At 41.6% G+C, this 25,236-nt stretch carries 24 protein-coding genes, 1 tRNA gene and 1 pseudogene; 18 read left to right on the plus strand and 8 right to left on the minus strand.

The features are described 5' to 3' along the window. The first annotated feature begins 267 nt into the window (after positions 1-267). Together HA044_RS06615 and HA044_RS06620 are read left to right on the plus strand one after the other, a co-directional pair. Positions 268-837, plus strand: coding sequence for a GNAT family N-acetyltransferase (locus tag HA044_RS06615; protein WP_187540382.1), 570 nt, complete (start codon positions 268-270; stop codon positions 835-837). Between the two features lie 50 nt (positions 838-887). Further along, a tRNA-Thr gene (locus tag HA044_RS06620) sits at positions 888-960 on the plus strand. 794 nt (positions 961-1,754) lie between these two features. Here the strand turns inward: HA044_RS06620 and HA044_RS06625 are convergent. Then, complete coding sequence (locus tag HA044_RS06625) at positions 1,755-2,600, minus strand: helix-turn-helix domain-containing protein (protein WP_187540384.1); 846 nt, start codon at positions 2,598-2,600, stop codon at positions 1,755-1,757. Between the two features lie 281 nt (positions 2,601-2,881). Between HA044_RS06625 and HA044_RS06630 the strand changes: the two genes are divergently transcribed. From HA044_RS06630 to tehB, 14 genes and pseudogenes are all read left to right on the plus strand, one after another. Continuing rightward, complete coding sequence (locus tag HA044_RS06630) at positions 2,882-4,096, plus strand: MFS transporter (protein ID WP_187540386.1); 1,215 nt, start codon at positions 2,882-2,884, stop codon at positions 4,094-4,096. 455 nt (positions 4,097-4,551) lie between these two features. Further along, positions 4,552-6,276, plus strand: a pseudogene (gene tetA(46) / locus HA044_RS06635) (tetracycline efflux ABC transporter Tet(46) subunit A). Position 6,277: 1 nt separating this feature from the next. Next, positions 6,278-8,014: a tetracycline efflux ABC transporter Tet(46) subunit B gene (gene tetB(46), locus HA044_RS06640; RefSeq protein ID WP_187540388.1), complete on the plus strand. Its 1,737-nt coding sequence runs from the start codon at positions 6,278-6,280 to the stop codon at positions 8,012-8,014. A 97-nt stretch (positions 8,015-8,111) separates the two neighbouring features. Further along, entirely contained in the window at positions 8,112-8,609 is a 498-nt protein-coding gene (ybeY, locus tag HA044_RS06645; protein ID WP_187540391.1) for an rRNA maturation RNase YbeY, read from the plus strand. After that, positions 8,590-8,988, plus strand: a complete 399-nt coding sequence (locus HA044_RS06650; RefSeq protein WP_187540392.1) for a diacylglycerol kinase family protein — start codon at positions 8,590-8,592, stop codon at positions 8,986-8,988. The genes ybeY and HA044_RS06650 overlap by 20 nt, the downstream gene beginning before the upstream one ends. Before the next feature lie 29 nt (positions 8,989-9,017). Then, positions 9,018-9,917, plus strand: coding sequence for a GTPase Era (era, locus tag HA044_RS06655; protein WP_187540394.1), 900 nt, complete (start codon positions 9,018-9,020; stop codon positions 9,915-9,917). A gap of 45 nt (positions 9,918-9,962) precedes the next feature. Then, a complete protein-coding gene (gene mutM, locus HA044_RS06660) occupies positions 9,963-10,787 on the plus strand; it encodes a DNA-formamidopyrimidine glycosylase (RefSeq protein WP_187540396.1) in 825 nt (274 codons plus the stop codon). Next, positions 10,788-11,384: a dephospho-CoA kinase gene (coaE, locus tag HA044_RS06665; protein WP_187540398.1), complete on the plus strand. Its 597-nt coding sequence runs from the start codon at positions 10,788-10,790 to the stop codon at positions 11,382-11,384. A gap of 97 nt (positions 11,385-11,481) precedes the next feature. Then, on the plus strand, positions 11,482-12,600 hold the full coding sequence (locus HA044_RS06670) for a multidrug efflux MFS transporter (protein WP_222935346.1): 1,119 nt from the start codon (positions 11,482-11,484) through the stop codon (positions 12,598-12,600). Continuing rightward, positions 12,590-12,739 carry a 50S ribosomal protein L33 gene (gene rpmG / locus HA044_RS06675; RefSeq protein WP_003005699.1) on the plus strand — a complete coding sequence of 50 codons (150 nt, stop codon included), beginning with the start codon at positions 12,590-12,592 and terminating at the stop codon, positions 12,737-12,739. The genes HA044_RS06670 and rpmG overlap by 11 nt, the downstream gene beginning before the upstream one ends. 41 nt (positions 12,740-12,780) lie before the next feature. Beyond that, positions 12,781-13,014: a preprotein translocase subunit SecG gene (gene secG / locus HA044_RS06680; RefSeq protein ID WP_187540399.1), complete on the plus strand. Its 234-nt coding sequence runs from the start codon at positions 12,781-12,783 to the stop codon at positions 13,012-13,014. 116 nt (positions 13,015-13,130) lie between these two features. Beyond that, positions 13,131-15,482 (plus strand): ribonuclease R, encoded by a 2,352-nt coding sequence (gene rnr / locus HA044_RS06685; RefSeq protein WP_187540401.1) that lies wholly within the window; start codon positions 13,131-13,133, stop codon positions 15,480-15,482. Beyond that, positions 15,445-15,912 carry an SsrA-binding protein SmpB gene (gene smpB, locus HA044_RS06690; RefSeq protein ID WP_187540403.1) on the plus strand — a complete coding sequence of 156 codons (468 nt, stop codon included), beginning with the start codon at positions 15,445-15,447 and terminating at the stop codon, positions 15,910-15,912. The genes rnr and smpB overlap by 38 nt, the downstream gene beginning before the upstream one ends. A gap of 127 nt (positions 15,913-16,039) precedes the next feature. After that, positions 16,040-16,900, plus strand: coding sequence for an SAM-dependent methyltransferase TehB (gene tehB / locus HA044_RS06695; RefSeq protein ID WP_187540405.1), 861 nt, complete (start codon positions 16,040-16,042; stop codon positions 16,898-16,900). 67 nt (positions 16,901-16,967) lie between these two features. On the opposite strand, the gene HA044_RS06700 is transcribed toward tehB, so the two are convergent. Continuing rightward, a complete protein-coding gene (locus HA044_RS06700; protein WP_187540407.1) occupies positions 16,968-17,510 on the minus strand; it encodes a TetR/AcrR family transcriptional regulator in 543 nt (180 codons plus the stop codon). Positions 17,511-17,839: 329 nt separating this feature from the next. Then, positions 17,840-19,186 carry an Nramp family divalent metal transporter gene (locus tag HA044_RS06705; RefSeq protein ID WP_187540409.1) on the minus strand — a complete coding sequence of 449 codons (1,347 nt, stop codon included), beginning with the start codon at positions 19,184-19,186 and terminating at the stop codon, positions 17,840-17,842. A 233-nt stretch (positions 19,187-19,419) separates the two neighbouring features. On the opposite strand from HA044_RS06705, the gene HA044_RS06710 reads away from it, so the two are divergent. Together HA044_RS06710 and HA044_RS06715 are read left to right on the plus strand one after the other, a co-directional pair. Continuing rightward, positions 19,420-20,262 carry a metallophosphoesterase gene (locus tag HA044_RS06710; protein ID WP_187540411.1) on the plus strand — a complete coding sequence of 281 codons (843 nt, stop codon included), beginning with the start codon at positions 19,420-19,422 and terminating at the stop codon, positions 20,260-20,262. Between the two features lie 82 nt (positions 20,263-20,344). Continuing rightward, on the plus strand, positions 20,345-20,794 hold the full coding sequence (locus tag HA044_RS06715) for an Rrf2 family transcriptional regulator (protein ID WP_187540413.1): 450 nt from the start codon (positions 20,345-20,347) through the stop codon (positions 20,792-20,794). A gap of 227 nt (positions 20,795-21,021) precedes the next feature. Here HA044_RS06715 and HA044_RS06720 read toward each other — a convergent pair whose 3' ends face one another. The 5 genes from HA044_RS06720 to HA044_RS06740 all read right to left on the minus strand — a co-directional run bounded on the left by HA044_RS06720 (position 21,022) and on the right by HA044_RS06740 (position 25,182). Further along, complete coding sequence (locus HA044_RS06720; protein WP_187540415.1) at positions 21,022-21,681, minus strand: amino acid ABC transporter permease; 660 nt, start codon at positions 21,679-21,681, stop codon at positions 21,022-21,024. 11 nt (positions 21,682-21,692) lie between these two features. Next, positions 21,693-22,367, minus strand: coding sequence for an amino acid ABC transporter permease (locus HA044_RS06725; protein ID WP_187540417.1), 675 nt, complete (start codon positions 22,365-22,367; stop codon positions 21,693-21,695). 15 nt (positions 22,368-22,382) lie between these two features. Continuing rightward, complete coding sequence (locus HA044_RS06730) at positions 22,383-23,177, minus strand: transporter substrate-binding domain-containing protein (protein ID WP_187540419.1); 795 nt, start codon at positions 23,175-23,177, stop codon at positions 22,383-22,385. A gap of 11 nt (positions 23,178-23,188) precedes the next feature. Then, entirely contained in the window at positions 23,189-23,947 is a 759-nt protein-coding gene (locus tag HA044_RS06735) for an amino acid ABC transporter ATP-binding protein (RefSeq protein ID WP_187540421.1), read from the minus strand. A gap of 152 nt (positions 23,948-24,099) precedes the next feature. After that, complete coding sequence (locus HA044_RS06740; protein WP_187540423.1) at positions 24,100-25,182, minus strand: Xaa-Pro peptidase family protein; 1,083 nt, start codon at positions 25,180-25,182, stop codon at positions 24,100-24,102. Positions 25,183-25,236 lie beyond the last annotated feature (54 nt).

Raw genomic sequence — 25,236 nt, forward strand, 5'->3', positions numbered from 1 at the left:
GGCCCACTCAACCACTGCGTCTTGCTCGACAATCCAAAGACAATTGAGAGGCTAGGACTTTTGTCCCAGCCTCTTTTAATGTTTGAAATTAAAGCAATTCATCAATTGGTGTGAGATTTCTCTCTTGACTCAATGACCTTTTTACTCCTTATCCGATTGTTTTAATTGATTTTATTGTATAGAAAAGTTGGTTAAAAAGCAGGAAAAATTTGAGCTTGCATTCCTTTAGGTTATTTGCTAAACTAATCCCTAAAGAAGGAGTGTCAAATGGAAAATTTATATGTGAAGTTAGCGGCTTATCGTGAAGTGGAGACAGAGCGTTTGCACTTGCGTCCGGTCACTCTTGAGGATGCACCGGCTATGTTTGAGTATGCTTCTGATGAAGCTGTTACGCGCTATACTTTTCCAACCAATCAAAGTCTTGAAGAGACGCGTAATAATATTGCCCTATTTTACCTGGCCAGTCCACTTGGAAGATGGGGGATCGAGCTCAAAGAAAATGGAAAATTTATTGGGACGATTGATTTACTGGACTTGGATCTTCGTCTGAAAAAGGGGAGTATCGGCTATGTTCTCAACAAAGACTATTGGAACCAAGGTCTTGCGACAGAAGCTACCAAGGCAGTCATTGCCCTAGCTTTTGAACAGTTAGGAATGAACAAGCTCATTACCGTTCATGACAAGGACAACCCAGCTTCTGGCCGAGTGATGGCCAAATCAGGGATGCAATTTTCCCATGAAGAAGCTTATGCGATGCTAGACCTGCATGAAGAGGGACGAATGGTGACGAGAGTCCACTATATCCTCACAAAGGAAGAATATTTGGCAGAAAAATGAGTCAAGATATTGACAAAAGGCCTATCTCCATGATATAGTAGATAGGTACTGCTGGTTTAGCTCAGTCGGTAGAGCGCATCCATGGTAAGGATGAGGTCGCCGGTTCAATCCCGGCAACTAGCATAGTAGAAGAGAGAAGCTTAGAGAAGATCTAAGCTTCTTTTTCTTGTCTTTAAATGTTCAAAAAACTTAATGGCTACTTTAAACGTCTTTATAGGCTATCGAATTAAGGGTTAGTTAATAGGTTTTAAATTTGCTATATCAGAACCAATTCCCATACCGTATTTATCAAATTTTTTGGAAACAGTACAATGATACAATTCACAATTTAATTTACCCGAAGTGAGTCTTGAAAAGATTATGACTTATTTTTAAGTGATAAAAGTCATATGGATATTAAACTTATTAAGATCAGTTATTTATTGGACAAAGGAATCTATATTATCAGATTGAAGAAAAGGTCTTCTTAAAAACTTTCCTTAGGTGAGTACGGACGTCAGCGAACTTCTACGAAGTTCCATGACTAATTATTGAGCCTAAGGTCTCAATAATTCCGAGTGAGGCTGGGACAAAAGTCCTAGCCTCTCAATTGTCTTTGGATTTTTGAGCAAGACGCAGTGGTTGAGTGGGCTCTATTACGCTGATTTCATCATCTTATACAGCCCTACTCAACTGTGCGGAGGTGGGACGACGAAATCGAATTCTAACGAATTAGCGATTTCTGTCCCACTCTCACTTTTCTCACGGCGGAAAGTTTCAGTAGAAGATTGAATAATTCTAACAAATTAATTCTTTTATTTTGATAGAATTTATTAGATTTGTAAAACAGAACAGTTTTTCTACGCCCTATATTATACATCCTGTTTTAAGATATGAGTACAGAATTTTTGTGCGAACCATTTAATTTATAAGAGTTATTATTCCACATGCTCATTGTAATGTTGCTGATACTGTGACCTGATACTATTTTCTCCCAAAATTTCAAACACTTCAATAGCTTGTTGCATTTTTTCTAGCCCACCTCTGTTATTTATTTTAAATTCATAATAGCCCGTAGCATATAGAAATACAGTTTGTTCATAGTAGTTGAACTCATTATTTAATAATTTTTTTATCTCATAAATTAGATAAGAACAATTTTGAAATTTTCCTTTGTCAATACTTACAATTAGGCAGTTAATTGCCAGTTGAGTAACAAGTTTTTTATTAGTCTTGTTCGATGTTGAGTAAATAAAATTTTTAATCATTTCCTTTGTTAATAAAAAAGCAGAATTATATTGAATGGTTCGGATACAATTTGCTAATAGTATAATTTCGTAGTATCCCCAAGTTTCAACTTTAAACAAATAATCAGTCAAAGATTCTAATTCTGCCTCGGATGGTGAAATCGTATTATCCAATGTGTAGATGATTGATTTTACCATAATTCGTTCCAATGAATTGAGTTGATAAATTGTAGAATTAGTGAGTAAGGCTTTAATGTTCTCAACATTTTGTAGGGAATACTCTTTACGGATATATTGCATTAAGTTACTAAATGATATCGTTTGGGTGTATTCAGTGTCATGAAGAATAAGAAATTCATCCAATGAGATATGTAATTTATCTAAAATATTGATAAGTCGAATACAAGATATTTCAGATTCCCCACGTTCGAATCTGGAAATCTGTGATTTAGAGAGATGTTTATCTGCGATAGCACAGATGCTTACTTGTTTACTCTTTCGTATTTTTCTAAGTGTTTGACCAAGTTTAGATTTCATTTTTCCCACTTTCACAACAAAAGTCTAAATAGTTTTTATTTATTATACAATACTTAACAGAGAAAAGGAAAATGGATATGAAAATTTGTATAAATTTATTCCAATTACAAATCGATAGTTTAATACTGTCTAATGTAGAATTAGTATTTAATAATATAAAATCAAATAAGCCAAATTAAAAATATCTTTGTTGTAGAAAAAGTTTTTTTTTCAAAAGTAATCAAATTTTTTAAGTACACTAGATCTTTATTAATCAAATTTTGAAGGGAGATTGTAGAGTTATGAGTAAAAAAAATATAATATTACTTATTTCTAGGGGACAAACTAATAATTTTGGAAATAGAGTATATGACTACGCAAATAAAATATTCATTGCTGCATTACCAAAATCGTCAGTATTTTTTATGTCAGTTTATCAATCAACAGAGGTAATAGCACAAATATTTTTTAATTTAATAGGAGGTTTTATTGCAGATTTCGGAAATAGGAAAAAAATACTTATTTTAACGGATATCATTGCTGCTATTTCAACATTTGTTGCTTTTTTATTTCTAGATATTCCTAATAGTACAATAGTGTTAATAATAGTCAATATCATATTAGCTATTCTAAATTCTTTTAATAATCCTGCATACAAAGCAATAGTTAGAGACTTATTGGATAAAAACTCGATATACATATATAATTCATACAGTAGGAGTATAGCAGAGATTTTTAATATAATAGTTCCATTTTTTGGAATTTGGATTATTTCTCTATTTGGTTTCAAAGTTTCAATGTTACTAAATTCATTAAGTTTTGTCATCTCTGCGATTATAGAATCGAAATTTGTTATTAAAAGACAAGGTATTAAAGATCAGAAAACTGCTAAAAAAGCAGATATAATGAAAAGTATTATTGAGGGATTTTGTTATATCCTTCAAAGAAAAGAGTTCTTTATTATTTTGATATTGGTATCTGTATTAAATTTTTTCGTCGCGGGCATAGAACTTTATTTGCCATTTATAAATAAATTTTTAAATGTTTCCTATATGTATGGATATATATTAGCGGTTCAAACTATTGGGAAAATACTTGGAGCGTACATCAATAAGTTTTTTAAGAATGATTTCACAATGTCTGAATGTTGTAACTTTTTACTTATGTATTCAATTGCATTGGTTCCAATTGCTTTTATTAATAATATTTATTTAATAATATTGCTTTTTGGAATTAGCTCTTTGTTCATTATGATATTCGATGTTCAAATATTTTCAAAAATTCAATCAGAGATCTCAGAAGAATTTTTAGGTAGAGTTTTTAGTACTGTTTCATTACTATCCTTGGTCTTATCTCCAGTTGGAACTTTCGTTTTTTCTATTTTGAAATTTCATTCAGCTGTGATTTTTTCTATTATTGCATTATTCCAAGTTTTGTTCTGTATTTTTATAAAAATATTGCTTTCTTTTGTTAATTCTAAACTGTCATCAGAAAATGAACCTAATGGTTTGAAATGAAAATTAAATATAGTCTCACAAATAGTTCAGAAATATTTAATTTATCAAAAAAATAATCACGATAGCAAAACAAGAATTATTTAAAGTCGAATATAAGAAGAACCCATCATGATTTGATGTAATAGTTTTGCCTTTTTCAACAATTTTCAAAAAAACGTTGACAAGCACGGAAATAAGTGGTAAAGTTAGAACAACAAAGAGAAAGGAGAAAACCATCATGAACAAAGTAGATGTTTTGATGACACAATTGAATACACAACTTCTCCAATCTCAGTTGAGTTCCATTTAAAAAATGAATGAAACCCAAGATGGAGGAGTCTGTCTTGGGTTTTTTGTGTGCATTTTTGCCTGCCTTAACTGAATTGGTGATAGGCATCAGAAGGCCCAAGTGTGGACTGAGACTGCTCTCAGCTCCTTACTTGGGTTTTTCTGTGTCGTTTTGAAAAGGAGAGTAGATGATAAGAGCTATTTGGGAGTATATCAGAGAGCGCAAGTGGCGCTATATTAGCATTGCTGTGGTCCTGATTCTTTATGATTATACCTTATTGATCCCGACGCAAGTTATCCAGCGTTTAGTGGATCATTTGAGTCAGCAAACGCTGACGCAATCCAACTTTGTATGGGATATGGTCCTCTTGGTAGGATCAGCCATCCTCAATTACCTGACGGCTTTTTATTAGCAGTTGCGCCTCTTTCAGTCGTCCATCCATTTTAAGTCGATCCTTCAGGGACAAGCTTTTCGTAAACTAGTAGCTATGCGGCGTCCCTTTTTTGAGAAATTCCGTTCAGGAGATCTCTTGACGCGCTTTACGACAGATGTCGATGGCATGGCCGATATGGCTGGTTACGGAATGATGATCATCCTTTATGGTGGCGGTTTATTTACCTTTATTATATTGGCCATGTTTTTCCTTTCTTGGCAATTGACCTTGATTTGTTTTATCCCCATGATATTTCTTCTCGTATCCACCTATTTTTTGAGTAAAAAGCAGGAGGACTACATTGAGCAAAACCGGGAAGCGGTCGCTCAGTTAAACGATGAGGTCTTGGAGTCTATCGAAGGGATTCGGGTCATGCGTGCCTATAGCAGACGGGACCAGCAGGTCAAACAGTTCCAAACAAAAACAGCTAGTCTTGCAAAAACAGGAGATAGAATCGCCTCTATTCAATATTCTTTTGGTCCCTTAGCCCTTTTGTTTATTGGTTTTTCGACTGTCTTACTCTTAGTATTTGGAGGTCAGTCATTAGCAAGTGGGCAATTGAGCTTAGGAAAACTCTTGGCCTTGCAACTGTATTTGGTCTTCTTGGTTGAGCCTATGTGGATGCTATCAGATTTTATCTTGGTCTATCAGACAGGGCAAATGTCCTTTAAGAAGTTAAAAGAAGTGATTGATGAAACAGATGATTTAGAGCCAGATGGTCCGCATTTCTTGGAACAAATTGATTCGGTAGAGTTTAAGGATTATTCCTTCTGCTATCCTGGTGCTGAGCGAAAGAGCCTGTCAGGTATTGATTGGACCGTTCAGAAAGGTCAAACAGTAGGGATTGTTGGTCGTACTGGATCAGGAAAGACTACCCTGGTACGGCAATTCTTGCGGCAGTACCCAGTTGGTGAGGGGGAATTCTTGATCAACCAGCAACCGATTGTAGCCTACAACCGGCGCTCCATTGAAGACAAAATTGGTTACGTTTCCCAAGAACATATTTTATTCTCAAAATCCATTCGTGACAATATCGCTCTGGGTAAAAATGGTGCTAGTGAAGAGGATTTAGTGGAAGCTGTAGCCCAAGCTGCTTTTGCGGATGATCTCGAGCGGATGTCTCAGGGAATGGACACCATGATCGGTGAGAAAGGGGTCTCTGTATCAGGAGGTCAAAAACAACGGATCTCTCTGGCGCGTGCCTTTTTAAGGGATGCAGAGCTCTTGCTGTTAGATGATTCCCTTTCGGCGGTAGATGCCAAGACCGAACAGGCCATTATTGACACCATTCAAACAGAACGAAAAGGCAAGACGACCCTCATTGTTTCTCATCGCTTGTCTGCGGTTCATCAGGCGGATTGGATCATTGTCTTGGATCAAGGACAGATTGTCGAAGAAGGCAGAGCTAGTGATCTGCTGGCTCAAGAGGGTTGGTACTACGAACAATACCAACGGCAACAAAAACAGGAAGGAGAATAAGATGAAAGTATTGAAACGATTATTATCTAGGATCACGCTTTTTCCTACAGTCTTTCTTGTTGGCTTTATTTGTCTCTTATTAGCGACCATCTTTTCTGAGTTGTCTCCATTCATTCTTCAAAAGATGATTGATGGGCCTTTGACCGCACTGACCCATGGTGGAGAGCAAGGTCAGCTACTCCAGATGGGAGGTTTTTATCTCTTGGTCTTAAGCATTGGGCAGCTGATTAGCTACCTAGGGAATCGGATCTTGCTACATGGAAGCAATCAAGTGACGGCTAACCTAAGAGACCAAGCCTTTCAAGTCATGCAAGGTCTACCGATCTCTTATTTTGATGATAAGCCGGCTGGAAAGATCGCGACAAGAATTGTCAATGATACGGAAACCTTGCGGACCCAGTTTTATAACTCCTGTATGGTGTTGATTATCTTTTTAGTACGTTTTCTCTTTGTTCTAGGGATTCTCTTTTACCTGAGCCCTATGATGGGCCTTCTCTTGTGTTTGGTCTTTCCGATTTTCTACGGGATCCAGTATCTCTACAAGGTCATGACGGACCAGCCGATGAAGGATTTCTTTGATGCGCGAAGCGAGGTCAATACCCAGGTCAATGAACTCTTGCATGGTGCCAGCATGATCCAACTCTACGGGCAAGAGCCCCATGTTATCGAGGAGTTTGAAGCCACTACACAGAAGATGCTAGGGGCTAATGACCGGATCCTTTTAGCTGATTCAATCGCTTCTTGGACCTTGACGGAATTGCTCAAGTATTTGGTCATTGCAGGTATTTTGACCATCGCTGGCATGTCTTACTTAAAAGGGAATATTGGTGTGACGGCTGGTTTCTTGTTTATTAATATCAACTATGTCATGAACCTCTTTGAACTAATGGCTGCCCTTAGTCGTCAATTTCCCAATATTCGGCGATCACTAGAGACGGGGAGTCGTGTCCTTGCCTTCTTAGATCAACCCTTAGAGGCCGATGGTGTATCGGAACTGAAGATAGAAAAGGCCCAAGTCGTGTTTGACGACGTTCAATTTGCCTATGAAGAAGGCAAGCCAGTTCTGCGGGATATTGCCTTTCAGGCTAGCCCTGGGGAAACCATCGCCCTTGTGGGCCATACTGGATCGGGTAAGTCTTCGATTATGAACCTGCTCTATCGTTTCTACGATCCTCAAGAAGGAGCAATATTGATCGATGGGCAAGATATTCGCCAAGTCTCTCGTGAGAGCCTACGAAGCCACATGGGAATTGTCTTGCAAGATCCTTATCTATTTACAGGAACCATTGCGAGTAATGTGGCTATGAGCCAGGATCACATTGATCGGGATGCGGTCAAAGAGGCGCTGAAAAAAGTCGGAGCATGGCCCTTTGTAGAGCGCCTTGAAAAGGGCATCGACCATCCAGTCGTAGAAAAGGGATCCGCTTTTTCAAGTGGCGAGCGACAGTTGATTTCCTTTGCGCGGACGCTCTATATGAATCCGAACATCCTAATTTTAGATGAGGCGACCTCTCACATCGATACAGAGACGGAAGAAGTCATCCAGAAGGCCATGGCAGTCCTGCAAAAAGGACGGACGACCTTTATCATTGCCCATCGCTTATCGACCATTCAAGATGCAGATCAGATCTTAGTCTTATCTGAAGGACGCATTGTAGAGCGTGGTCGACATGAGGATTTGATCGCACAAGGTGGAATCTATGCCCAGATGAATGCCATCCAGCAAACGGTAGTGTAAGATGATCGTGCAAAGAAAAAGTTTGAAAACCAGCCTGTATCTAGTCTATAGGCTGGTTTTTGTGATATAATAAAGTGATAATAGTGAGGTGATCCAGATGTATATTGAAATGGTCGATGAGACGGGCCAAGTCTCTGACGAAATCTTAAAACAAACACGAGAAATTTTGGAATTTGCGGCCCAAAAGATTGGGAAAGAAGACAAGGAGATGGCGGTAACGTTTGTGACCAACGAACGTAGCCATGAACTCAATCTTGAATACCGTGATACGGATCGTCCGACAGATGTCATCAGTTTAGAATACAAGCCAGAGATGGAGATTTCTTTTGATGAGGAAGACCTTGCAGAAAATCCAGAATTGGCAGAGATGATGGCAGAATTTGATACCTATATCGGTGAGCTCTTTATTTCAATTGACAAGGCGCGGGAGCAGGCGGAAGAATATGGCCATAGCTTTGAGCGCGAAATGGGATTTTTGGCAGTACATGGTTTTCTTCACATCAATGGCTATGATCACTATACGCCGGAGGAAGAAAAGGAAATGTTTGGCTTACAGGAAGAGATTTTGACAGCCTATGGACTCACACGACAATAAACGAAAATGGAAAAACCGGGACTTCACTTCTAGTTTGGAGTTCGCAATTACAGGGATTTTTACTGCCATTAAAGAGGAGCGCAATATGCGCAAGCATGCTCTTTCTTCATTAGGAGCCCTTCTTGCGGGTTTGCTTTTTCGGATTTCTGCAACAGAATGGCTCTTTTTATTGCTCAGCATCACCTTGGTCATTGCTTTTGAGATTGTGAATTCGGCTATTGAAAATGTGGTGGATCTGGCCAGTGACTATCATTTTTCAATGCTAGCAAAGAATGCCAAAGACATGGCGGCTGGGGCTGTTCTGGTCGTATCAGGTTTTGCCTTGGTGACAGGATTGATCATTTTTGTGCCCAAATTCTGGGCCTTGGTATTTGGATAAGAGGGAGCATGCCCTCGTGAAAGGATAATATGACATTTAAATCAGGCTTTGTAGCCATTTTAGGACGTCCCAATGTCGGGAAGTCAACATTTTTGAACCACGTCATGGGTCAAAAGATTGCCATCATGAGTGATAAGGCGCAGACAACGCGCAACAAGATTATGGGGATCTACACTACCGATAAAGAGCAAATCGTCTTTATCGATACTCCGGGGATTCACAAACCCAAGACAGCTCTCGGGGACTTCATGGTGGAATCAGCCTACAGCACTCTTCGAGAAGTCGATACGGTCCTCTTTATGGTGCCAGCGGATGAAGCGCGTGGCAAAGGCGATAACATGATTATGGAGCGCTTAAAAGAGGCTAAAGTACCTGTCATTCTTGTGGTCAATAAGATCGACAAAGTCCATCCAGATCAACTCTTAGCACAAATTGATGATTTTAGAAATCAAATGGATTTCAAGGAAATTGTGCCGATTTCAGCCCTTCAAGGCAATAATGTCTCGCGATTAGTGGATATCTTAAGTGAAAATTTGGAAGAAGGCTTCCAATATTTCCCAGAAGACCAAATCACCGATCACCCAGAGCGTTTCTTGGTTTCTGAGATGATTCGTGAAAAGGTGCTTCAATTGACCCGCGAAGAAATTCCGCATTCGGTAGCGGTCGTGATTGATTCCATGAAGCGAGACGAAGAAACGGACAAGGTTCATATCCGTGCGACCATTATGGTCGAGCGGGATAGCCAAAAAGGAATTGTCATTGGAAAGCAAGGTTCCATGCTTAAGAAAATCGGAACCCTTGCGCGGAAGGATATCGAGCTGATGCTAGGGGACAAGGTCTTTCTTGAAACCTGGGTCAAGGTCAAGAAAAATTGGCGGGATAAGAAATTAGACCTTGCTGATTTCGGATACAACGAAAAAGAATATTGAGAAGAGGTGGGCAGGGGCCTGCTTCTTGTTTTTGAAAGGAGCCCTATGCCGGAATTACCAGAAGTAGAGACCGTTCGACGAGGTCTTGAGAAATTAATTCTTGGAAAAACTATCCAGTCAGTGGAAGTAAAGTATCCAAAGATGATCCATACAGATCTAGATGCCTTCCTTCATGATCTACCGGGGCAAGCGGTTCGCGCCATGGGACGACGGGGCAAATACCTTTTGTTTTATCTGACGGATCTGGCCCTCATCTCGCATTTGCGGATGGAAGGCAAGTATTTCTTTTATCCAGAGGAAGTCCCTCTTCGCAAACACGCCCATGTCTTCTTTCATTTTACAGATGGCAGCACCCTGGTCTATGAAGATGTCCGCAAGTTTGGGACCATGGAAGTCCTAGCACCTGAGCTTCTAGACAGCTATTTTTTGAATAAAAAACTTGGCCCAGAACCTACGGAAGAGGATTTTAAAGAACCAGCCTTCCAAGCAGCCCTTAAACAGTCCAAGAAACCTATTAAATCAGCTCTTTTAGACCAAAAAATGGTGGCTGGGTTGGGCAATATTTACGTGGATGAGGTCCTCTATCGAGCCAAGGTTCATCCGGCCCGTTTAGGTCAAAGTTTGACGGCTAGAGAAGTCAAAGCCATTCGCAAAGAAACGATTGCTGTGCTAGCTCAGGCCGTCGAAAAGGGAGGATCCACCATTCGCTCCTACAGCAATGCTTTTGGAGAGGATGGCACCATGCAGGAAGAGCATCAAGTCTATGGCAAGACAGGTCAGCCTTGTCTTCGCTGTGGGACACCGATTGAGAAAATCCAGCTGGGGGGACGCGGGACCCATTTTTGCCCCCACTGCCAAAAGGAGAACTAGATGGCGAGAATCATCGGATTAACAGGAGGGATTGCTTCAGGAAAGTCCACTGTCACCTCCTATCTAAGAGATAAAGGTTATATGGTCATCGATGCTGATCGAGTAGTTCATGACTTACAAGCACCAGGAGGAGCCCTTTACCGTGTCCTAGTAGACCATTTTGGGAAGGAGATTCTCACAGAAAATGGAGAACTGGATCGCGTCGCTCTCGGCCAACGGATTTTTTCAGATCCTAGTGAACGAGACTGGTCCAATCGCGTCCAAGGCCAGCTGATTCGTGAGGCTCTGGCAGAGGCAAGAGACAGGCAAGCAGCTCAATCCGGCCTCTTTTTTATGGACATTCCGCTCTTAATCGAGCAGCATTATGAAGAGTGGTTTGAGGCCGTGTGGTTGGTTACAGTATCGAAAGAAATCCAGATCAAACGCCTGATGGAACGCAACCACTTATCAGAAAAACAGGCTCAAGAGCGCATTGCAGCTCAAATGCCGTTAGACGAAAAAAGAGCCCATGCAGATCTGGTTCTAGACAACAATGGAGATCTAGCTGTTCTCTATACTCAGTTAGATGTAGCTCTACAACAATTAGAAAGAAGATGATTTTATCACAAGAGAAGTCAATTGGCGTAAAAATTTATGGATCGCTTGGATTGGTTGTTTTTTCATCGGAGCTAGCCTTTCCTTAGTTGTACCGTTTATGGCCCTTTTTGTGGAAGAGCTGGGCGTTACGGGGAAGGCTGTTCCTTTTTATGCAGGGATTGCTGTTGCGAGTTCTTCTGTCACCTCTGCGATCATGTCTCCTATCTGGGGAAGCCTGGCTGACCGCTTTGGTCGCAAACCCATGATGCTTAGAGCTTCTATTGCCATGACCCTGACCATGGGCGGGATCGCCTTTGTGCCGTCGGTCTTTTGGCTTTTGGTTTTGCGCTTACTCAATGGTGTCTTTTCAGGCTTTGTTCCTAATAGTACAGCCTTGATCGCAAGCCAAGTCCCCAAGGACCAATCGGGCTATGCACTAGGGACCTTATCGACCGGTGTCGTGGCGGGTACCCTGATGGGACCCTTGATCGGGGGCTTCATTGCGGAGAATTTGGGAATGCGTAATGTCTTTCTTTTAGTAGGACTCTTCTTATTTCTGGTTTCCCTTTTGACCTTCTGGGGGATCGAGGAAGACTACGAGCCCCTTCCAAAAGAAGAACAAAAATCCAGCTGGGAATTGGTAAAATCTATTCAGCAAAAAGATATCCTCTTGGGCCTCTTTTTAACCAGCATGACGATTCAAATGATCGCCCAATCTATCTCACCAGTCCTGCCACTCTATGTGAGGGCTTTAGGGCAAAAAAACAATCTCATTTTCGTGTCGGGGATGATCGTTTCAGCCATGGGAGTCTCTAGCATGCTCTTTGCAGGTTGGATGGGGAAATTAGGAGATCGCATAGGAAATCACAGGCTTTTATTGATTGCTCTTTTTTATAGTGGTTGTCTTTATATGCTGTGCGCCCAAGCACAAAATCCACTACAATTGGGGATTTTACGCTTTCTCTTTGGGATTGGAACCGGAGCCTTATTGCCAGGCGTTTCCGCTTTGTTAAATCGCTTAACTCCTCCAGAGGGCATCTCACGGATCTTTAGCTACAACCAACTCTTTTACTATCTAGGAGGCGTATTAGGACCTATGATGGGATCTGGAATTTTCATGCATTTTGGTTACCATTGGGTCTTCTATGGAACGGCGCTCCTGGCCTTTACAGACTTATTGTTCCTCTTGTTCTTATTTAGAAAGTATTTGAAAGTGAGAGAAATTCGTGCGAATTAAAGTTCAATTGACTTGCACCAGCTGTGGCAGTCAGAATTATTTAACTAGTAAAAATACCAAAACCCATCCCGAAAAGATTGAGGTTCTGAAATACTGTCCTAAGGAAAGAAAAGTAACCTTACATATTGAATCGAAATGAATTTCATGGTATAATAGTAAGGATTTTAAGGAGTTTTGAATATGAGCGGAGTATTAACAACTATTTTACTAGTATTATCAGTATTGATTATTATCGCAATTTTTATGCAGCCAACTAAAAACCAATCGAGCAACGTCTTTGACGCCAGCTCAAATGACTTGTTTGAACGTTCAAAAGCACGTGGCTTTGAAGCCGTGATGCAGCGTTTGACAGGAGTCATGATTTTCTTCTGGCTGTTGATCGCGATGATCTTGATGGCACTTTCTAGTAAATAATATAGGCTCAGACAAGTTCTTTGCCTATTTTTATTTTGCAAAAGTTCCCTTTAATCAGTAAAGTACGAGATCAGAAACGTTAGAAAGAGGAGGCTGGCTAGCCAGCAAGAACCAAAATGAAAACAAAGATTATAGACTATTTACAAGAGCACGGCAAGGTCCAGATCAATGACCTAGCAGTGGCTCTACAAAAAGAAAGCTCCAAGGACTTCCGTGAGTTGGTGAAGACCATTTCTTTGATGGAACGCCGCCATGAGTTGAAGTTTGAGGACGATGGTTCGCTGAGTCTGTCCAAAAAGAAGGCAGCAACCATCACACTCAAGGGAATCTTTCATGCCCATAAAAATGGCTTTGGTTTTGTCAGTTTAGAAGGCGAAGAAGACGACCTCTTTGTCGGTCGAAATGATGTCTCCTATGCCATTGATGGGGATACCGTTGAGTTTGTCATTACCAAGGTTGCAGACCGAAACAAGGGAGCTGCAGCAGAAGCCAAGATTATCGATGTCTTGGAGCATAGCATCAAAACGGTGGTCGGGCAAATTGTTCTAGATGAGGAAAAACCTAAATATGCCGGCTACATTCGGTCCAAAAATCAAAAGATCAGCCAGCTGATCTATGTGAAGAAACCGGCGCTTCAATTGGAAGGAACTGAAATCCTTAAGGTCGAAATTGACCAATATCCGAACCGCAAGCACAATTATTTTGTAGCGACAGTACGGGATGTGGTCGGTCACGTGACAGATCCGGGGATCGATGTCTTAGAAGTCTTGGAATCCATGGATATCGTCTCAGAATTTCCAGAAGAAGTGCTGAAAGAGGCTGAGCAGGTTCCAGATGCACCGTCTGAAAAGGATCTAGAAGGACGGTTGGATCTGCGAGAGGAGATTACCTTTACGATCGATGGGGCAGATGCCAAAGACTTGGATGATGCTGTCCATATCAAGCTACTGAAGAATGGCAATTTTGAGCTGGGGGTTCACATCGCAGATGTCTCTTATTATGTTACAGAAGGCTCAGCACTCGACAAGGAAGCTTTAAATCGTGCAACCTCTGTCTATGTGACTGACCGGGTAGTCCCTATGCTTCCAGAACGCTTGTCCAATGGGATCTGTTCTTTGAATCCCAATGTGGACCGCCTGACCCAGTCTGCCATTATGGAGATTGATCCTCATGGCAAGGTCGTCAAGCATACCATTACCCAAACAGTGATCAATACGACCTTCCGAATGACCTATAGCGACGTCAATGATATCTTAGAGGGAGACGAAGAAAAGGCTCAAGCGTTTAAGAAAATTGTTCCAAGTATTCATCAAATGGCCACCTTGCACGGTATTCTAGAAAGCATGCGGATTCGCCGTGGAGCCCTCAATTTTGATACCAATGAGGCTAAAATCTTAGTCAATAAAGAAGGAAAGCCGGTCGACATTGTCCTCCGTCAAAGAGGAATTGCGGAGCGGATGATTGAGTCCTTTATGCTGATTGCCAATGAGACCGTGGCGGAGCACTTTACGCGACTGAAATTGCCCTTCATCTACCGGATCCACGAAGATCCAAAAGCTGAAAAAGTACAGAAGTTTATCGATTATGCTTCCAGCTTTGGGATCCAAATCTACGGAACGGCTAGTGAGATGAGCCAAGAAGCCCTGCAAGAAATTATGCGCAAGGTTGAAGGAGAACCCTATGCAGATGTCCTTTCGATGATGTTGTTGCGCTCGATGCAACAGGCCCGTTACTCAGAGCACAACCATGGCCACTATGGGCTTGCTGCGGAATATTATACCCATTTTACTAGTCCCATTCGCCGGTATCCGGACCTGATGGTTCATCGAATGGTGCGCGAATACAGTAAATCCCAAGAAGTGGCAGAACACTTTGAACAAGTCCTTCCAGACATTGCCAGTCAATCCTCTAGTAGGGAGCGCCGGGCTATTGATGCCGAGCGTGAAGTCGAAGCTATGAAAAAAGCCGAATACATGGAAGACTATGTTGGGGAAGAGTACGATGCCGTGGTTTCGAGCGTTGTGAAATTTGGCCTCTTTGTGGAGCTACCCAATACGGTCGAAGGTTTGATCCATATTACCAATCTTCCTGAATTCTACCATTTTAACGAACGAGATCTCACCCTTCGTGGGGAAAAATCGGGAGTGACTTTCCGTGTTGGTCAGCAAATCCGGATCAAGGTGGAAAGAGCTGACAAGATGACAGGAGAGATCGACTTCTCCTACATTCCAAGTGAGTTGGATGTCGTCGAAAAAGGCCTCAAGTCTAAAGGCCGTGACCGAGATGGCAATCGCCGGGATCGCAGACGCAAAGACAAAAAAGTTTCTAAGGGTTCGACCGTTAAAAGAGATGCAAAAGGAAAAGAATCCTCCAAAAAGAAAAAAGGAAAGAAACCATTTTACAAGGAAGTAGCAAAGAAAGGAGCCAACCATGGCAAAGGGCGAAGGAAAGGTCGTCGCGCAAAATAAAAAGGCGAGACATGACTATACAATTGTAGAAACCATTGAAACAGGAATGGTGCTAACAGGGACCGAAATCAAAAGTGTCCGTGCTGCACGGATCAACCTAAAAGACGGTTTTGCACAAGTAAAAAATGGCGAAGTTTGGCTCAGCAACGTCCATATTGCCCCTTATGAGGAAGGCAATATCTGGAACCAAGATCCAGACCGTCGTCGCAAGCTTCTTCTTCATAAAAAGCAAATCCAAAAGCTGGACCAAGAAACAAAAGGAACTGGGATGACCCTGGTACCTTTAAAGGTCTATCTCAAGGATGGCTATGCCAAATTGCTTTTGGGACTCGCTAAAGGGAAACATGATTATGACAAGCGTGAATCCATCAAACGTCGGGAACAAAACCGGGATGTCGCACGGGTCATGAAACAATACAATACACGTTAAACTAAAAAGGCAATTCTGAAACTTGTTTCAGAATTGCCTTTTTCTCGGAGAGGGGCCTTTTTTCTAACTTGTAAAAAGGGGCTTTTTCTTGTATGATAAGAGTACTGAAAGAATAAGGAGAAGCCACATGACACAAAAATTGATCGCATACAAGCGCATGCCTATCTGGACCAAGGATACCATGCCAGAAGCTCTTCAAAGAAAGCACAATACCAAGGTAGGAACCTGGGGGAAGATTACGGTTCTAAAAGGTCAGTTAAGATTTATTGAATTGACAGAAGATGGGGAAGAAATCGCGAGCCACATCTTTGAAGCAGGTGCAGAGAATCCCATGGCAGAGCCCCAGGCCTGGCATCGGGTCGAAGCTGTGACAGATGATGTGGAGTGGTACTTGGAATTTTACTGTGAACCCAAAGATTATTTTCCAAAAAAATACAAGACCAATCCTGTTCATTCAGAAGTGTTAGAAGCGGTAGGAATCGTTCCAGCCGGAAAGGCCTTGGATCTTGGATGTGGTCAAGGACGTAATGCCCTCTTTTTAGCCCAACATGGTTTTGATGTGACAGCCGTGGATCAAAATGAGCTGGCCTTAGAGATACTCCAAAGTATTGTTGCCGAAGAAGATTTAGAGATGCCAGTCGGGCTTTATGATATCAATGCTGCTGCACTCACTCAAGACTATGACTTGATTGTGTCCACAGTCGTATTCATGTTTCTAGAAGCCGATCGGATTCCAGCCATCATCCGCAATATGCAAGAGCACACCACTCCAGGTGGCTATAACCTCATTGTCTGTGCCATGGATACAGAAGATTATCCTTGTCAGATGCCCTTCTCGTTTACCTTTAAAGAAGGCGAATTGGCAGACTATTACAAGGATTGGGAATTGGTCAAATACAATGAAAATCCTGGCCACCTCCATCGTCGAGATGAAAATGGAAATCGGATTCAACTACGCTTTGCGACTATGTTAGCAAGAAAACCCTAATCAAATAAGAAAAAGCTGGTTCTTTTGTCTGTAGGACAATTGAGCCAGCTTTTTTGAAATGAACTGTTTAGTTCCAGCTTGCAAAGTCTGAGATACTGAGAATAATGGTTGCAATCTCAATCGGGTCTTCCTTGGCTCCAGATTCCAGCCAAGTCACAATGACGGATTCGATGGTCGCAATGAAGATCTCAAGACCATATTTATATGGAACTTGAAAATCAGCGATGATATGCTCCTTAGCATGAGGAGTATCTTCCAAGGCATGAAGGGTAAAACTTCTGACAAGTTTACGGAAATCTGGACAGCTAGATTGTGAAAGGGCATAGATAAAATCATAATTCTCTTTTATCGCTGCCAAAACATTAAGGAAATTGACCTTGACGGGGCTGCCTTCAATAAAGAGACTGTCCAATTCCTGCATCATTTCCAATTTCATTTGATTAAACATGTCGTTTTTATCGACATAATGCAGGTAGAAGGTTCCTCGGTTTATCCCAGCTGTTTCCGTCAATTGGCGAATGGTAATCGTATCAAAAGGTTGCTCTAACAACAATTTAGAGAGTGCATTTCGTAAGTCTAGCTTGGTAGTTGTTTGTCTTTGTCGTGCCATAAATTCCTTTCTATTTTTTTATGAATCAGTTTCATTCTATTTATTTGAAGATGAAATCATTTCATCTTACCAACTAGTACATTATACGCTAGTTAGAGGAAATGAACAACAAAACCCTTTTTTGTACAAATAAGGAAAACTGTATAAAAATTTTACAAGGTTAGAAAGGACAAGTGTTTACAGAATTTTGGACAAATTTGGAAATTCTTTTTTATTTAAAATAATTCCCTCCTCAAAAAATGGTCAGGAAATTTTTAGGAACACAATAGAAGGCAAGAAAAAAGGAGTGGGACAGCAGCGCTTTGCTGACTGTTCCACTCCGCCTTATTTTATTTGATAAAGGTGGTGTAGATCAAATTGAAATTTAAGACCGTTAAGACGATGGCGACCAGATAGCCTAATAAGGTATTCCATTTGGCGTTGACATGTTCTCCCATGATTTCTTTATTAGAGGTAAAGTATACCAGAGGAAAGATGGAGAAGGGTAGGGCAAGCGATAGGAAGACTTGGGAATAGACCAAGAGGTCATCCAAGACATGCTCTTGATCTCCAAATAAAATAGCTACAATAATCACAGGAATAACAGCAAAAATCCGGGTTATAAGCCGTCTCATCCACTGCGGTATACGGAATTTCAAGAAGCCTTCCATAACGATTTGACCGGTCAACGTTCCCGTAATGGTCGAGTTTTGACCACTAGCCAACAAGGCTATGGCAAAGAGGGTCGACAAGAATGGACTGGCAATTGCCCCTGCGATTTGGTTGTCCTTGAGAGCATTGTACATGCTGGAGAAGGCATCGATCTTATCACCATGTCCAAAGAAGAGAGCAGCCCCAAGGATGAGGAGTAGAGAATTGACGACAAAGGCCAAGCCCAACTCAATATTGGAGTCCCAGGTCATAAAGCGTACGGCACGCTTGATATCAGCCTGGTCCTTGTAGTCCACTCGACGGGTTTGAGAGATGGATGAGTGAAGGTAGAGATTGTGGGGCATGACAGTAGCTCCGATAATCCCAAGAGCCAAGGTCAAGGCTTCATTTCCTTTTGGAAGCCCGATCCCTAGTACTTCTTTTTGAGGTAGATAGCCGGAAAAGATCCCACCGATATCTGGTTTCGATAGAAAGACCAGATAGGCAAAGATGACTAGAATCGTTAAGATCAGAGTCAAAACGATGGCTTCAATTTTCCGAAAACCAAGGTGCATCAATCCCAATAAGAGGAAGACGTCAAAAATGGTGATCAGAATGGAAAAGAGCAAGGGCCATCCAAAAAGGAGGTGGAGAGCGATCCCAGATCCGATAACTTCGGCTAAGTCTGTAGCCATAAGGGCTAATTCAATAACGACCCATAAGGTATAGCGAAGCCATTTAGAGAGGTGATGAGCGGTTGTTTGAGCTAGATCCTTACGATGAACAATCCCTAATTTTCCAGCCATTTGTTGCAATTGCATGGCAATCAAAGAAGAGAGGAGAACGATCGATAAGAGAAGGTAGCGATATTGGGCACCGCCGACCACACTGGTAATCCAGTTACCAGGGTCCATATAGCCAACGGCCACCAGACCACCTGGTCCTGAAAAGAGAAGAAGGGTTTTCCAAAAAGAGATTCCTTTTGGCACCTTGATGGATTGATTGATTTCTTGAAGAGATTTCCTTTCAATATGTTGTGAACTCATAATGAGCCTTCTTTCTAAGAAATAATTTAATTTCACTTAAGAAATAATTTAATTTCACTTTAATTATAGCATAAAATTTATAATTTTCCATTAGAATTAGAAGTTTTCTTGCCCTTTTTAGTGAAAAATCCTTTGAAACTCAAAGAAATAGAAAGAAAAGAACTTCCTATAAATCGTTGCTTCAGGCTGAAAGATTTTTGAGGCTCTGTTATAATGGAAGAAAGGAGTAGATTATGACGAAAATTGCTTTACTTTCGGATATCCATGGGAATATGACTGCTTTGGAGGCAGTCCTTGCGGATAGCCAAAGAGCCAAGGTGGACGAATACTGGCTTTTAGGAGATACCTTAATGCCTGGTACAGGTAGACGTGCGCTGTTGGACTTGCTGGAGGAACTACCGATTACGGTTAAAGTCCTCGGTAACTGGGAAGATAGTATGTGGCGGGCCATGAAGGGAATGCTAGACCCTAAGAGATCGAGCCATCGCTACCTCATGCGCCAGTGTCAATATATTCTCGAAGAAATCAATCCCCAAGAAATCGAAGCCATGCAGGAGATGCCTATGCAGGTCCACCGAGAAATGAGTGGCTTGAAAATCGGGATTACCCACCATTTGCCGGATAAGAATTGGGGGCGTGAACTGATCCATATTGGAGAGCAGAAAGATTTCGACCGTTTGGTGACCAATCCTGCCTGTGATATCGCAGTCTATGGCCACATTCACCAGCAGTTTTTCCGCTATGGTTCAGGTGGAGAACTCATCCTCAATCCTGGCTCGATTGGCCAACCTTTCTTCTTAGAAAAGAACTTGCGCAAGGATCTTCGGGCTATGTACGCTATTCTTGAATTGGATGAAGTAGGGCTTAAGGATGTTGATTTTAGACGGGTAGATTATGACGTCGCTAGGGAACTCCAACTCGCCAAAGACTTGCATCTGCCATACTACCAAGTTTATTATGAAAGTTTGGTCAATGGCATTCACCATACGCACAACCATGAGCTTCTTCATGAGATCGAACACAGAGAAGGTCATGATCTCGAAATCGATGCTTGGTTACAGACCTTCTTTTCATAGTGTAACTATTGACATTACATCTAAAAAGAGTATAATGAAGAGAAAGAAAATGCTTTGCTGACTAGATTGAGAGGAATGAAGGATGCAAATTTCGAGTCGGTTTACCATCGGGACCCATGTCATGATCATGATTGCCCTTCGAGGGGATAAAACCAAAGTAACCAGCGATTTTTTAGCAGAAAGCGTTGGGGTGAACCCTGTGATTATTCGGAAAACCTTGTCTCAGCTAAAGAAGGCAGGCTTGATTCATGTAGCGCGTGGGACAGGTGGAGCAGCCCTAGCAAAAACAGTCGACGAGATTAGCTTATTGGATATCTATCGGGCTGTAGAATGTTTAGGAACGACAGGTCAGTTATTCGGCTTTCATGACCATCCCAATCCAGACTGTCCGATTGGTCACAACATCCACGACATCTTAGACGGCAAGCTCGCAGCTATTCAAATCGCCATGGAAAAAGAAATGGCTCGGACCAGCCTGAAAGAAGTTGTCATCACGACCCAGAAAAAAATAGACCAGGTATCAGTATCTTAAAAAAATAGAGAGTGGGACAGAAATTGGTCATTCGTTAGAATTCGATTTCGTTGTCCCACCTCCGCACAGTTGAGTAGGGCTGTAAAAGCTGATGAAATCAGCGTAGTAGCGCCCACTCAACCACTGCTTCTTGCTCGACAATCTAAAAACAAGAAGAGGCTAGGACTTTTGTCCCAGCCTCTTCTTGTTTTTAGATATGGGCACGCTGCAAGAGCAATCGTTTTCTATCAGTCTGTCGCATTTTCCCATTTTTTAGCTAAATGGTGAGAGAAACTGGAGAGTGCGAAGTTGAAGAGAAAATAAACCGCAGCGATTAATAGATAAAGGGTAAAGACCTGAGAGGGTTCAAAATAGCGTCCCATCAGAATTTGGCTACTTCCAAATAATTCTTGTAAGGCAATGACCGAATAGAGCAAACTAGTATCTTTAATGACGGTCACAAACTGAGAAATGATCGCTGGAAGCATCTTACGAATAGCTTGTGGCAAGATAATATAATACAGAATTTGGAAGGAAGTAAAGCCTTGAGACATCCCTGCTTCGACCTGATTGTGGTGAACTGCATTGAGACCACCACGAATAATTTCCGCGAGAGCTGCAGAAGTAAAAAGGGTAAAGGCGATGATCCCTGCAGGAATCGATTTTATTTGAAAGACAAGAAAAATGGTGAAAATCCACAAGAGATTGGGAACGTTTCGAACAAACTCAATGTAAATGCTAGCAATAAGTTTGAAAAAGCGATTTTTCCCGTTGCGCATAATTGCTAAAATAGTCCCAAAAATCATCGATAAGACAATCGAAATGAGTGAAATAAATAGGGTTAACTCGAAGCCTTGCAATAGAAAGAGAAGGTTTGTGGGAGTTAAAACTGTTAAGATATCGTCCATGAAAATCCTCCTTACATTGTGTAGGCTTTTTTATTGGCTTCTTCCATTTTGCGGCCAAACTGAGCGACAGGGTAGCAAAGTAGGAAGTAGAGAAGGGCTGCTCCTAAAAAGGATGGGATATAGTTTGCGTTCAAGGCAGACCAAGATTTCGTCACAAACATCAAATCTACCCCTGAAATAATTGCCACAGTGGACGTGTTTTTAATGAGATTTACGATTTGATTGGTGAGTGGGGGGAGGATAATGCGGAAGGCTTGTGGAAGAATAATCAAGCGCATGGTTTCAAGGTAGGTAAATCCTTGGGACAAGGCAGCTTCCATTTGACCATTGGGAATCGCTTGAATACCAGATCGAAAAACTTCAGCGATATAAGCCCCATGATAGAGACCGACGCATAAGACCCCTGTCCAATAGATCGGAATCATGACCACATAGTTTGTAATCAAGGGGAAACCATAAAAAATAATCATGAATTGAACGAGAAGGGGTGTATTTTGATAAAACTCAACGAAAATTCGAGCAATCAAGCGGTAGACCTTCTTCTTACTGGTTGATAAGGCTCCAAAGAAGATCCCAAGTATCATGGCAAGGATAAAAGCTCCGATAGAAAGAGCAATGGTAAATAGAAAGCCATTCAAAAATTGAGGAAAATCTTTGAAATAAGCGGACCAAGATGAGAGATTCATGTTGAGGGCTCCTTTCTATTCTGTCGTTGTGGAAGGCTTCAGACCGTAGCGGTCATAGAGTTTTTGAAGGGTTCCATCTTTTTGCCATTTTTGAATCAACTGATTGACATAGGTGTTTAGTTCGGTATTCTTTTTGTTGGTCACAATCCCGTATTCAGCCCGCTTGAAGCTATCATTCAGCAGTGTAGTTCGTTTGCTGGTATAGCCGGATAGGATGGAGCGATCGACCGAAAAGGCATCGATACGATGGGCATGAAGAGAGGTAATCAACTCAGGGTAAGATCCCAATTCGACAAATTTGAAGGACAATCCCTTTTCTTTTGCAATCGACTTGAGCAATAATTCGGTAATCGATCCTTGAGCCACCCCAATGGTTTTCCCATCGAGATCCTCAATGGTTGAAATATTGGCTGAACGGTTCACCAAAAATCCGGAAGCATCTACATAGTATGGGTCTGTAAAGTTGTAGATTTTTTTTCGTTCATCTGTGATGGTGAAAGTCGCAATGTCCATATCTACCTGCTCATTGTCCAAAAGTGGACCACGTGTTTGCGCAGTGACAGGAACGTAGGTGACCTTGACATGTAACTCTTTGGCAATTAATTTTGCAATGTCAACTTCAAGACCGGTGTAACGTCCGGTCTTAGGATCTTTGTAACCAAAGTTGGGAACATCTTGCTTGACCCCAACAATGAGTTCGCCTCGTTTTTGGATATCCTTAACGGTTGTTTGAGCCAAGGCCATCTTTGAAAATGCCAGGCTACAAAATAGAATGAGGGCTAATAGCCATGCTTTTTTATGTCGTTTCATTGTTTCCTTCCTTAATGAACAGTATCACTTTCGTGGTTGATAATTTTACTAAGGAATTGTTTGGCACGAGACTCTGTAGGATGATCGAAGAACCCAGCAACATCTGTGGTATCGACCAAGACTTGGCCTTCTGCCATAAAGATAATACGGTCAGCAACTTCTCTGGCAAAGCCCATTTCATGAGTGACGACAATCATATTCATCCCTTCTTGGGCCAATTTTTGCATAACAGTTAGCACATCTCCGATGGTTTCAGGGTCTAAAGCAGAAGTGGGTTCATCAAAGAGCAAGAGTTCAGGATGCATGGCCAAACCGCGTGCAATGGCAATCCGTTGCTTTTGACCACCCGAAAGCATACTGGGATAAGAGTCTTTCTTGTCCCACATATTTACAAATTCTAAGTATTTTTGAGCCGTTTCTTTGGCTTCTTTCTTATCAATTCCAAGAACTTTCACTGGGGCAAGTGTTACGTTTTCTAACACTGTTTTGTGAGGATAAAGGTTAAAATGTTGGAAGACCATCCCGACCTTTTTACGCAAGGGAACCAAATCCTTTTGACTGGCGCCAGCAACTTGGTGTCCATCGACCACAAGACTGCCTTTGTCGATAGCCTCTAGTCCATTGATGGTCCGGATAAGGGTTGACTTACCAGATCCTGAAGGTCCAAGTAAAACAACAACCTGCCCTTTTTCAAATGTTAGATTGATGTCGCGAAGGGCGTGGTAGTCTCCATAATATTTTTCGACATGTTTAAATTCTACAAGTGGCATAAGGTTCTCCTTTTCGTCAATTGATTTTTTCTATTATAATCGCTAAGAGAAAAAAAGTCAAGTGTTTATGTTAGGTTTTCTAACATGAAAAGGAAATAAAAAAACTCAGAACGAGCCTGTTCTGAGTTTCTAGTATATGACTGGCAAAGTGTTTAGTCGAAGTAGAGTAAGTCTTTGCTAGTTTCGGTGAAGAGTCCAAATCCGTCTTTGGTAACGTGGCCACAGTCTTCGATACGGACACCGACTTTTCCTGGAATATAGATCCCTGGTTCGACAGAGAAACACATTCCTTCTTCAAGGACAAGATCGTTTCCTTCCATAATAGAAGGGAATTCATGTACATCCATTCCGATACCATGTCCAAGACGGTGATTGAAGTATTCTCCATATCCGGCTTTTTCAATGACGCTTCGAGCAGCTCGGTCCACTTCATGAGCTGTCACGCCTGGTTTGATCATAGAGATAGCTGCTTGTTGCGCTTCGAGAGTCAGGTGGTAGATTTCTTTTTTGAAGTCATCTGGTTTCCCAACAGCCACTGTACGCGTCATATCAGAGGCGTAGCCATTGACCATACAACCAAGGTCAAAGAGGAGAAGCGCATCGTTTTCGAGCTTGTTACTTCCAGGAATTCCATGAGGATTTGCAGCATTGTTTCCTGTCAATACCATGGTCTCAAAACTCATTTCTTGGCCGAGGCGTTTAATGCCAAAGTCAATTTCAGCGACGATATCTGTTTCGGTTTTATCAAGAGAAATGGCGTCAAAACCAAGATGAACCGCCTTGTCTGCATATTGACCAGCGACCAACATTTTTTGGATTTCATCTGCTGATTTGATCAAGCGCATACGGTTGATTCGTGGGGTCAGGTTAGTGAATTGGGCTTTTTCAAAGACGGTTTGCAACCCATGGTATTTGGTAAGGATCAAGTTATCAAACTCAAGGGCAACTGTTTTGGCATCTGGTTTTGCAATGGCTCCTTTGATCTTTTCCCATGGGTTTTCAGAATCGACATAGCCAAGAACTTGGAAGTCAACGACAGCTGTTGCACGCTCTACTTCCAGGGCAGGAACAAAAAGAAGTGGTTCGTGGTCTGTGTAGACAAACAAGAAGAGTTGGCGTTCATGAGGGTCACTGTAAAATCCAGTCAGGTAATTGATCGTGACAGGGTCGGAAATGACAGCGACATCTGTTTTTTCAGTTTCAAGAAAATCGACGATTTGATCTAATTTAGACATAATGCTACCTTCTTTCTATGGATCTATTTTGTCAAATTTTCCTCAAAAAAGCAA

Source organism: Streptococcus sp. IMAU 99161 (assembly GCF_014435245.1).
Classification (GTDB): domain Bacteria; phylum Bacillota; class Bacilli; order Lactobacillales; family Streptococcaceae; genus Streptococcus; species Streptococcus lactarius.

What these genes read in the sequence shown, in the direction of transcription:
- ybeY (WP_187540391.1), top strand. Translation starts at nt 8,112, where the DNA reads ATGTATATTGAAATGGTCGATGAGACGGGCCAAGTCTCTGACGAAATC.
- HA044_RS06730 (WP_187540419.1), bottom strand. Translation starts at nt 23,177, where the DNA reads ATGAAACGACATAAAAAAGCATGGCTATTAGCCCTCATTCTATTTTGT.
- tehB (WP_187540405.1), top strand. Translation starts at nt 16,040, where the DNA reads ATGACACAAAAATTGATCGCATACAAGCGCATGCCTATCTGGACCAAG.
- HA044_RS06705 (WP_187540409.1), bottom strand. Translation starts at nt 19,186, where the DNA reads ATGAGTTCACAACATATTGAAAGGAAATCTCTTCAAGAAATCAATCAA.
- HA044_RS06710 (WP_187540411.1), top strand. Translation starts at nt 19,420, where the DNA reads ATGACGAAAATTGCTTTACTTTCGGATATCCATGGGAATATGACTGCT.
- HA044_RS06700 (WP_187540407.1), bottom strand. Translation starts at nt 17,510, where the DNA reads ATGGCACGACAAAGACAAACAACTACCAAGCTAGACTTACGAAATGCA.
- era (WP_187540394.1), top strand. Translation starts at nt 9,018, where the DNA reads ATGACATTTAAATCAGGCTTTGTAGCCATTTTAGGACGTCCCAATGTC.
- rnr (WP_187540401.1), top strand. Translation starts at nt 13,131, where the DNA reads ATGAAAACAAAGATTATAGACTATTTACAAGAGCACGGCAAGGTCCAG.
- HA044_RS06715 (WP_187540413.1), top strand. Translation starts at nt 20,345, where the DNA reads ATGCAAATTTCGAGTCGGTTTACCATCGGGACCCATGTCATGATCATG.
- coaE (WP_187540398.1), top strand. Translation starts at nt 10,788, where the DNA reads ATGGCGAGAATCATCGGATTAACAGGAGGGATTGCTTCAGGAAAGTCC.
- HA044_RS06615 (WP_187540382.1), top strand. Translation starts at nt 268, where the DNA reads ATGGAAAATTTATATGTGAAGTTAGCGGCTTATCGTGAAGTGGAGACA.
- secG (WP_187540399.1), top strand. Translation starts at nt 12,781, where the DNA reads ATGAGCGGAGTATTAACAACTATTTTACTAGTATTATCAGTATTGATT.
- HA044_RS06740 (WP_187540423.1), bottom strand. Translation starts at nt 25,182, where the DNA reads ATGTCTAAATTAGATCAAATCGTCGATTTTCTTGAAACTGAAAAAACA.
- HA044_RS06720 (WP_187540415.1), bottom strand. Translation starts at nt 21,681, where the DNA reads ATGGACGATATCTTAACAGTTTTAACTCCCACAAACCTTCTCTTTCTA.
- HA044_RS06735 (WP_187540421.1), bottom strand. Translation starts at nt 23,947, where the DNA reads ATGCCACTTGTAGAATTTAAACATGTCGAAAAATATTATGGAGACTAC.
- HA044_RS06725 (WP_187540417.1), bottom strand. Translation starts at nt 22,367, where the DNA reads ATGAATCTCTCATCTTGGTCCGCTTATTTCAAAGATTTTCCTCAATTT.
- HA044_RS06630 (WP_187540386.1), top strand. Translation starts at nt 2,882, where the DNA reads ATGAGTAAAAAAAATATAATATTACTTATTTCTAGGGGACAAACTAAT.
- mutM (WP_187540396.1), top strand. Translation starts at nt 9,963, where the DNA reads ATGCCGGAATTACCAGAAGTAGAGACCGTTCGACGAGGTCTTGAGAAA.
- HA044_RS06670 (WP_222935346.1), top strand. Translation starts at nt 11,482, where the DNA reads ATGGCCCTTTTTGTGGAAGAGCTGGGCGTTACGGGGAAGGCTGTTCCT.
- HA044_RS06625 (WP_187540384.1), bottom strand. Translation starts at nt 2,600, where the DNA reads ATGAAATCTAAACTTGGTCAAACACTTAGAAAAATACGAAAGAGTAAA.
- smpB (WP_187540403.1), top strand. Translation starts at nt 15,445, where the DNA reads ATGGCAAAGGGCGAAGGAAAGGTCGTCGCGCAAAATAAAAAGGCGAGA.
- HA044_RS06650 (WP_187540392.1), top strand. Translation starts at nt 8,590, where the DNA reads ATGGACTCACACGACAATAAACGAAAATGGAAAAACCGGGACTTCACT.